This is a genomic window from Stieleria sedimenti (assembly GCF_025060895.1).
Classification (GTDB): domain Bacteria; phylum Planctomycetota; class Planctomycetia; order Pirellulales; family Pirellulaceae; genus Stieleria; species Stieleria sedimenti.
The window spans coordinates 1-7,947 of record NZ_JANZKV010000186.1 but is presented as its reverse complement, the minus strand read 5'-3'; the positions used below and the strand labels follow the sequence as shown (position 1 = coordinate 7,947).

4 protein-coding genes are annotated in these 7,947 nt (G+C 59.4%); 3 read left to right on the top strand and 1 reads right to left on the bottom strand.

Going from position 1 to position 7,947, the window contains the following annotated elements; all coding sequences use genetic code 11:
- Nucleotides 1-192: 192 nt before the first annotated feature.
- Nucleotides 193-1,098 carry a LysR family transcriptional regulator gene (locus NZK35_RS23555; RefSeq protein WP_259634974.1) on the bottom strand — a complete coding sequence of 302 codons (906 nt, stop codon included), beginning with the start codon at nucleotides 1,096-1,098 and terminating at the stop codon, nucleotides 193-195.
- Between the two features lie 297 nt (nucleotides 1,099-1,395).
- Between NZK35_RS23555 and NZK35_RS23550 the strand changes: the two genes are divergently transcribed.
- The 3 genes from NZK35_RS23550 to NZK35_RS23540 all read left to right on the top strand — a co-directional run bounded on the left by NZK35_RS23550 (nucleotide 1,396) and on the right by NZK35_RS23540 (nucleotide 7,828).
- The gene (locus tag NZK35_RS23550; protein WP_259634973.1) at nucleotides 1,396-2,535 is read left to right on the top strand and encodes an isocitrate/isopropylmalate dehydrogenase family protein; all 1,140 of its coding nucleotides are present in this window, start codon (nucleotides 1,396-1,398) and stop codon (nucleotides 2,533-2,535) included.
- Between the two features lie 89 nt (nucleotides 2,536-2,624).
- Nucleotides 2,625-5,819 carry a DUF5060 domain-containing protein gene (locus NZK35_RS23545; protein ID WP_259634972.1) on the top strand — a complete coding sequence of 1,065 codons (3,195 nt, stop codon included), beginning with the start codon at nucleotides 2,625-2,627 and terminating at the stop codon, nucleotides 5,817-5,819.
- Nucleotides 5,717-7,828 carry a non-reducing end alpha-L-arabinofuranosidase family hydrolase gene (locus tag NZK35_RS23540; RefSeq protein WP_323379658.1) on the top strand — a complete coding sequence of 704 codons (2,112 nt, stop codon included), beginning with the start codon at nucleotides 5,717-5,719 and terminating at the stop codon, nucleotides 7,826-7,828. The genes NZK35_RS23545 and NZK35_RS23540 overlap by 103 nt, the downstream gene beginning before the upstream one ends.
- Nucleotides 7,829-7,947 lie beyond the last annotated feature (119 nt).

Below are 7,947 nucleotides of genomic sequence, written 5' to 3'. Positions count from 1 at the left end.
TCTTCAGATGAGGGCCCGTAGGCTCGCGCCAAACGGCTGATATTCGTTTGACATCAGCCGGTTCGCGCCAGCGTCCGGGCCCCCTCATTCATGTTAACTTAGCGGTATTGGGCTTCAGCCGCCCCGTCTCGCTGCTCCGCAGCGAAACCCCGAGAATCGCCTCAAGGCTGGACACCAACACGCGACTCAAACTCACTCCGGCGCCACTTTCAACTGTTCGACCAAGTCCACCATCGGGTCGGTCAGCAGACGCCCCTTGCGCCACATCAATACGATTCTTCGTTGCCCCAGCTTATCACTGAGTGATCGTGAGGCGAGTTTCTTACTCAGCTCGCCGTTGCTACGGCCGGCCAAGATTCCGATCCCCATGCCGGCGGAGACACAGGCGATGGTGAAGGCGCTGTTGTCGGTTTCGACGCTGATCTTGGCCTGCAACCCTTCGCGGTGGAACGCTTGGTCGAGCGCGTCTCGTCCATGCGTTCCCGCCAACGTGACCACCAACGGGTGCTCCGCCAACTCCGCCAGCTCCGCCGACCGTGACTTCATGTAGGGATGCAATTTCTTTGCCACCGCAAGGAATTCGACGGTGTAGGCCGGTTCATAATGCAGGTGGGGTGACTTGCGGTCCGGCCCCGGTTCCAAGGCCATGGCGAGGTCGGCTTGGTCGTTCATCAGCAATTCTTCGGCGCGGCGATCACTGCCCTGGCGAATCACCAAATGGTTGGGGCGCCGTTTGTGAAACGCCGCCAAGGGGACCGCCAAGTCTTCGAGCATCATCCGCGCCCCGGCAACCATCCGGATCGTTTGGTCGATCGACGATCGTGCCACCACGTCAAACGTCGATTCGATCTGAACCAAGATGGAACTGACGTGTTCGTACAACGTCTCCGCCGCCGCGGTCGGCTCGACATGTCGTCCCGCACGCGCGAACAACTCCACACCATAAACCTTCTCCAACGCCTGGATGTGTTGCCAGACCGAAGGCACCGAGAGATGCGAAACGCGGGCCGCTGCCGCGTAACCTCCTTCCTGCATCACCAACTGGAACGTCCGCAGATGGGCGATGTTTATCTCTTCAGAATGGATCGGACGCGGCACGACGCACCATTTACAAATACCAAATGAATGTTTCAGACTATTTTATTGTAACGAATGAGTGCAAGGTTTTACAATTGGCACCTCTAAAGCCTGCGTCCACTCAAGTCACAAGACTTGAAGTCATCCTGCGTTTTGGAAGTCGTGCAATTTTATAAGTCACCCTCCTGGCAGGAGGGTCGAGCGAAGCGAGGGGAGGTCGATCGGTGGTGACGGAGTGGTTTCGAGCCACAACGAACCCTCCCCGGCCGCTCGTACCTCGCGTTCGACCTTCCCCCCACCCTTCTTCCCTTGAGTCGTATGAGTTCTTATCGAATCGCATTGTTGCCGGGCGATGGCATCGGACCGGAGTGCATGGAAGCGACGTACCGGGTACTCGGCCACATGGTCGAACAGATCGCCGGTTTGGATCTGGGGTTCACGTCCCACCGCGCAGGCGCAGAACTGTATCGCGACACGGGCGAAACGCTACCAGCGGCAGTGTTGGAAGATTGTTTGGCCGCCGATGCGGTGCTGTTGTCCGCGATCGGTCTGCCCGACGTGCGTTACCCCGACGGCACCGAGGTCCAGCCGACGATGATGGTCGGATTGCGACGTGCGCTCGCGGTTCATTCGGCCGTCCGTCCGGTCAAACTGTATCGCGGTGCCCCTTGCGTGCTCAAAGACACCGGTCCGGGAATCGATTTCGTCATCATCCGAGAAAACCTCGAAGGACTGTTCGCGTCCTTCGGCGGCGGCAGCAAGGTGGGCGACGAAGTGGCCACCGACACGCTGGTCGTGACTCGCAAGGGCACGTCGCAGGTTTCCGATTTTGCCTTCCGTCTGGCCCAGCGTCGTAAGGGACGCCCCGTCGACGGCAAGAAAATGGTCACCTGTGTCGACAAGGCGAACGTCTTCCAAAGTATGGCGTTCTTTCGCAAAGTCTTTTTCGATGTCGCAAAAAACTATCCCGACATTCAAGCCGACGCGGTGTATGTCGACGCGATGAGTTTGTACATGGTGCAGAACCCCTGGGACTTTGATGTCCTGGTGATGGAAAACCAATTCGGCGACATCCTGTCGGACCTGGGAGCCGGTTTGGTCGGCGGGCTCGGTGTCGGACCGTCGGCCGAGATCGGCGAAGATCACGGTTTATTCCAGCCTTCCCACGGGACCGCACCGCAACTGGCCGGCAAGAACGTTGCCAATCCGCTCGCGACCATTCTATCGGCGGCGATGATGTTGGATTGGCTGGGCGACAAGCACAACGACGCCGTTTGCCTGCGCGCGGCCGTCGACTTGGAACAGGCGGTCGAAAAAGTGATCGCCGACGGAAACGTGATCACGCCCGACATGGGCGGAAACGCCTCCACGTCCCAAGTCGCCGCGGCGGTGTGTGACGCGTTGGGCTGTGACGCGCCGGGCAGCGATGTCCGCAGCATCGCCACCCCCGCCCGCTGAATCGGATCCCTTTGATTCCACCACGTCGCTCCCCGACGAAGCGTATCCCCAACCCCCTGCTTCCCTCCCTTCCCCACCGGGCAAACATGATGAGACGAACAACACGATTGAAACCTCACATCGCAACCACATGGCTGCTTTTCGTTGCGGCAGTCACCGCCGCGTCTGCGCAGGCGCAGCATCCGATCGTCGATCAGTCGCTCGTGTTCGCCGAGCAGGACGGCTTGGTGGCCGTCGAAGCGGAACATTTTTTTAAACAAACCGCCAACGACGTTCGGGCGTTTTACTTGACGCATTCCGAATTGACGCCGTCGATCACACCGGACGGCGATCCGTCCCACGTCGCCGGAGCCAGCGGTGGCGCCTACTTGGAAATCTTGCCCGACACGCGTCGCACGCACGGCGACAAACTTATTCGCGGCACCAATTTTGCACCCGAACCGGGTGCGATGGCCGTGCTGCACTACAAGGTCCACATCTCCACACCGGGGACCTACTACGTCTGGGTCCGCGCCCATTCGACCGGATCCGAAGACAACGGTCTGCACGTCGGCATCGATGGCACTTGGCCGGAAAGCGGCCAACGGTTGCAGTGGTGCGAAGGCAAACAGACATGGCGTTGGGAAAGCAAACAACGCACGGAGAAACAACATTGCGGAGAACCGTACAAGATCTTCTTAGAAATCAACGAACCGGGCGAGCACGTGATTCATTTTTCGATGCGTGAAGACGGTTTCGAATTCGACAAGTTCTTGATGACGACCGACCGAGAATTTTCACGCCCGAGCGACGCCGGCCCCCAGCCGCATCTCAAACGTGGAACGCTGCCCCAAGCATTTCCGCTGGTCGCCGCACCCAGCAATGACACCGCGTCGACAACCACGGCGCCGACAGTCCCAGCGACGTCTGCCATCGGTGACCGGGCGTCTTTGAAATTAATCGCCGCCGCATTCGCCGAAGGCAACACGTCGGGCTACTACCTGGACCAGGGCAAATGGCTGGCGATCAACCCCGGTCAACACAAACGCGGATCGACCGCCAAAACCTTTCCGTTTCCCTCCGGGCGCTACAACATCACCCTGGAAACGGTCGGCGAAAACGATGGCCGATCCAGTTACGAGGTGTCGGTCGATGAGACGAAGATCGGCCAGTACACCAACCCGCTTGCCGATGCGATGTACAAAGAAGGCAAAGCGTTTCACAAGACGTGGAAAAACGTGCCGATCACCGAAGGCGCCATGATCGGCGTTTCCTCAACGATCGGCAGCAAAGACGGACAGGAATTCAGCCGCGCCCGCTGGTCGGCAGTCGCCTTCACCGCCGCCGATGCCGCGACCGCCCAGTCGATCGCGCCGATCCTGGCAAAACAGGCGGCACAGCCGCAACACGTCGCCACAGCCGATCGCAAATCCAGCCCCACCAAACCCTCCAGTGATCAACCGCTGCAACTGCCACGCGGCAATGACGGTGACGGCAGCGTCAACGTGTCCGGTGAACTGAAGCAGTGGCACAAGGTCACGCTGGACGTGAACGGACCCTTCGCCCACGAAAAAGACAATCAGCCCAATCCGTTCACCGACTATCGCATGACGGTCCTGCTGAAACACTCCGGCGGAACCCGATACACCGTGCCGGGCTACTTCGCCGCCGATGGCAACGCCGGCAACACCTCCGCAGAATCAGGAACAACGTGGCGCGCCCATTTCGCTCCCGATCAAACCGGCCAGTGGACCTACACCGTTTCCTTTCATCAAGGCGATCTGGCGGCGCTGGATTCCGACGCATCTTCCAAGCCGGTGGCTCCCTTCGATGGGATCCGTGGGACGTTCACCATCGCCGAAAGCGACAAGTCGGGCCGTGACCTGCGTGGCCAGGGCCGATTGACGTACGTCGGCAAACACTATCTGCAATTCGCGGGATCGAAAAAGTACTTCTTGAAAGTCGGTGCCGACGCACCGGAAACCCTGCTCGCCTACGCCGACTTTGACAACACGATTGCCGGTAACCCCAAGAAAGCTCCCGTGAAAACCTGGGCGCCGCACGTGCAAGACTGGAAACCGGGCGATCCGACCTGGGGCGACGGCAAGGGCAAAGGCTTGATCGGTGCAGTCAACTACTTGTCCGGCAAGGGCTGCAACGCGTTTTCGTTTCTGACCTACAACGCCGGAGGTGACGGGGACAACGTTTGGCCCTTCATCCAACGCGAAGACAAACTGCATTACGATTGCAGCAAGCTAGATCAATGGGGAACCGTGTTCGATCACGGGACCGCCAAAGGCATGTACCTGCACTTCAAATTGCAGGAAACCGAAAACGACGATCACAACAAGCACAAGGCGTCCGGCGGTGTTCCGGAAAGTCTCGACGGAGGCGATCTCGGTACACAGCGCAAACTGTACTGCCGAGAATTGATCGCCCGCTACGGTCACAACCTGGCGCTCAACTGGAACCTGGGCGAAGAGAACACGCAAACGACCGAGCAGCAACAGGCGATGATCGACTACCTCGCCGAGTTGGACGCCTACGGTCACAACATCGTCGTCCACACCTTTCCGTCGCAACAGGACAAGGTCTATCGACCGCTGCTCGGTGATCGATCAAAACTGACCGGCGTCTCCCTGCAGAACAGCAGCCTGGAAACCACGCACGCGGAAACGGTCAAATGGGTTTTCGAGTCCGCCAAAGCGGGCAAGCCCTGGATCGTCGCCTTCGACGAATCCGGCAGCGCCGCCCATGCCCAGTGCCCCGACCTCGGTTACAAGGGATTTGACGGACACGACCGCACGGGCAAGATGGCCTACACCCAACACAAAGTCCGCAAACAAACGCTGTGGGGAACCCTGATGGGCGGCGGTGCAGGCAACGAGTACTACTTCGGTTACCAGTTCGACGAAAACGACATCGTCTGTGAAGACTGGCGCAGCCGCGATCAAAGTTGGGATTATTGCCGGATCGCGATCGGTTTCTTTCATGACCACCAAATCCCTTTTTGGGAAATGAAGAACGCCGACGAACTGATCGGAAATCCAGACCGCAAGCCGACGAAATACTGTTTCGCCAAAGCAAACGAGACCTACCTGGTGTACCTCTGCGACGGCGGATCGTCGACGCTGGATCTGTCCGGCGCCGCGGGCGACTATGACGTCCGCTGGTTCAACCCGCGTGATGGCGGAGCACTGCAATCGGGCAGCACGACGAGCGTTGCCGGCGGCGGCACCGTCTCCCTCGGCGACGCCCCCTCCGATCCCGATCAAGACTGGTTGGTCGTGGTAAAAAAAAAGTAGTCGCTGACTCGGGGCACGCCGCTGACTCGGGGCAAACGGATCTCAGTCAAATCGAAACGGGCCGCCGATGGCAGTGGGAAACCATCGATGCGATCGGCAGCCCGACGGCCCGGCACGAAGCCAGCTTGGTGGCTTACCGGAACAAGCTGTATCTGATCGGCGGGCGTCGGGTGAACCCGGTCGACGTCTACGACCCCGCGACGAACACGTGGACGGCAAAGTCCAAGACGCCGTTGGAACTGCACCATTTCCAAGCCGTGGTGGTCGGAGACGCGATCTACTTGATGGGGGCGATGACGGGGCCATACCCCAACGAAACGCCGCTCGAAAAGATCGTCGTCTATTATCCCGATGAAGACCGTTTTGCTTTCGTGCATCATATTCCTGAGAGTCGGCGTCGCGGCGGTGCCGGAGCGGTCTACCATGACGGCAGGATCTATCTGGTCGGCGGCATCACCAACGGACACATCGACGGTTTCCAGCCTTGGCTGGATCGTTACGATCCGGTGACCGGCGATTGGGACGTGCTTGCCGATGCGCCCCACGCGCGGGATCACTTTCAAGCCGTCGTCTCAGGCAACCGTCTCTATTCGATCGCGGGCCGAACGACGTCAAAAGCGACCAACGAAGTGTTTAGCCGTGTCGTGGCGCCGGTTGACGTTTACGATTTTGAAACCTCCCGTTGGCTTCCCGAATCCAAATCCCCGGTCCTTCCTACGCCGCGGGCTGGCAACATGGCCACCGCCTGGCAAAATGAAGTGATCGTCGGCGGAGGTGAAACGACTCAGAAGACCGCCCACAACGACGTCGAAGCCTTTGACACCGTGTCGGGCACGTGGCGGTCATGGCCCAAGCTCAATCGCGGGCGTCACGGTTCGGGGTTCGCGATTGTGGGCCAATACGTTTACACGGCGTCTGGATCGGGCAACCGCGGCGGGGCCCCGGAATTGACAGCGATCGAACGACTCAAATTGCCGGTCGCGGTCGGCCAAGAAACAGAGGAAACGGCGTCGCAATCAGCGAAGGATCGCGACGCAAGTGATCCCCTCGATTCCGGCGTCTTCCGTTGGCGCGCCGGACCTCCGATTCTGCAGGCCGACGCCCAGCGGTTGCCGGCATCGTCAGAGCATCCCTGGTTGGCGGTCAAAGATCCCAGCATCGTCCGTTATGCGGACCGCTGGCATTTGTTTTGCACCTTGCGGAAACGCAAATCGGGCGACGGTCGGATCCGAATCGGATACCTTTCTTTCGCCGACTGGACGGATGCCAAGGATGCCGAATGGAGTGTGTTGGACCTGACGATGGGCTACCACGGGGCGCCGCAGATCTTCTATTTCCAGCCGCATCGCAAGTGGTACCTGATCTATCAGGCGGTCGATGAAACCCGCGGCTTGAAATACGGCCCCTGCTTTTCCACCAACGATTGGATTGATCAGCCCGATCGTTGGACGCGTCCCGAACCGCTGTATGTCGTCAAGGACGGCGCCAAGGCGGGGTTGGACTTTTGGGTCATCTGTGACGACACCAAAGCGCATCTCTTTTTTACGACGCTGAACGGTCAGATGTGGCGTGCCGAAACCTCACTCGCCGATTTCCCCAATCGCGGATGGTCGGATCCCCAAGTGGTGTTGCAAGCCGACATCTTCGAAGCCAGTCACACGTACGCGATCCAAGGTCGGCAAACGTACTTGACGGTGGTCGAAGCTCAAGCCGGCCGCAGGCGGTACTTCAAAGGCTTCGTCAGCGACCGGCTGGACGGAACCTGGACGCCGTTGGCGGCGAGCCAACAAAACCCGCTGGTCTCACCGATCAACGTGGTCAATCAAGACCAATCGTGGGCGACCTCGTACAGCCACGGCGAACTGATTCGCAGCGGCCACGACCAGCGGTTAGAAGTCAATCCCGACGGTTTGCAATTGCTGTTCCAAGGAGCCAACGACAAGGAGTACCAACGCGGCAATTATGGCGACATCCCCTGGCGGCTGGGAATTCTAAAGCAGCTACGCTAGCCAGAGCGTGGACGTTCAGGATGGTTTGAATTGGCAGAATGATACGGGGCAGAATAATGTTCTGACCGCTCCCAATCTCGGAGCCAACACCCGACGGCTCCCATCATTCTGCCATCTCC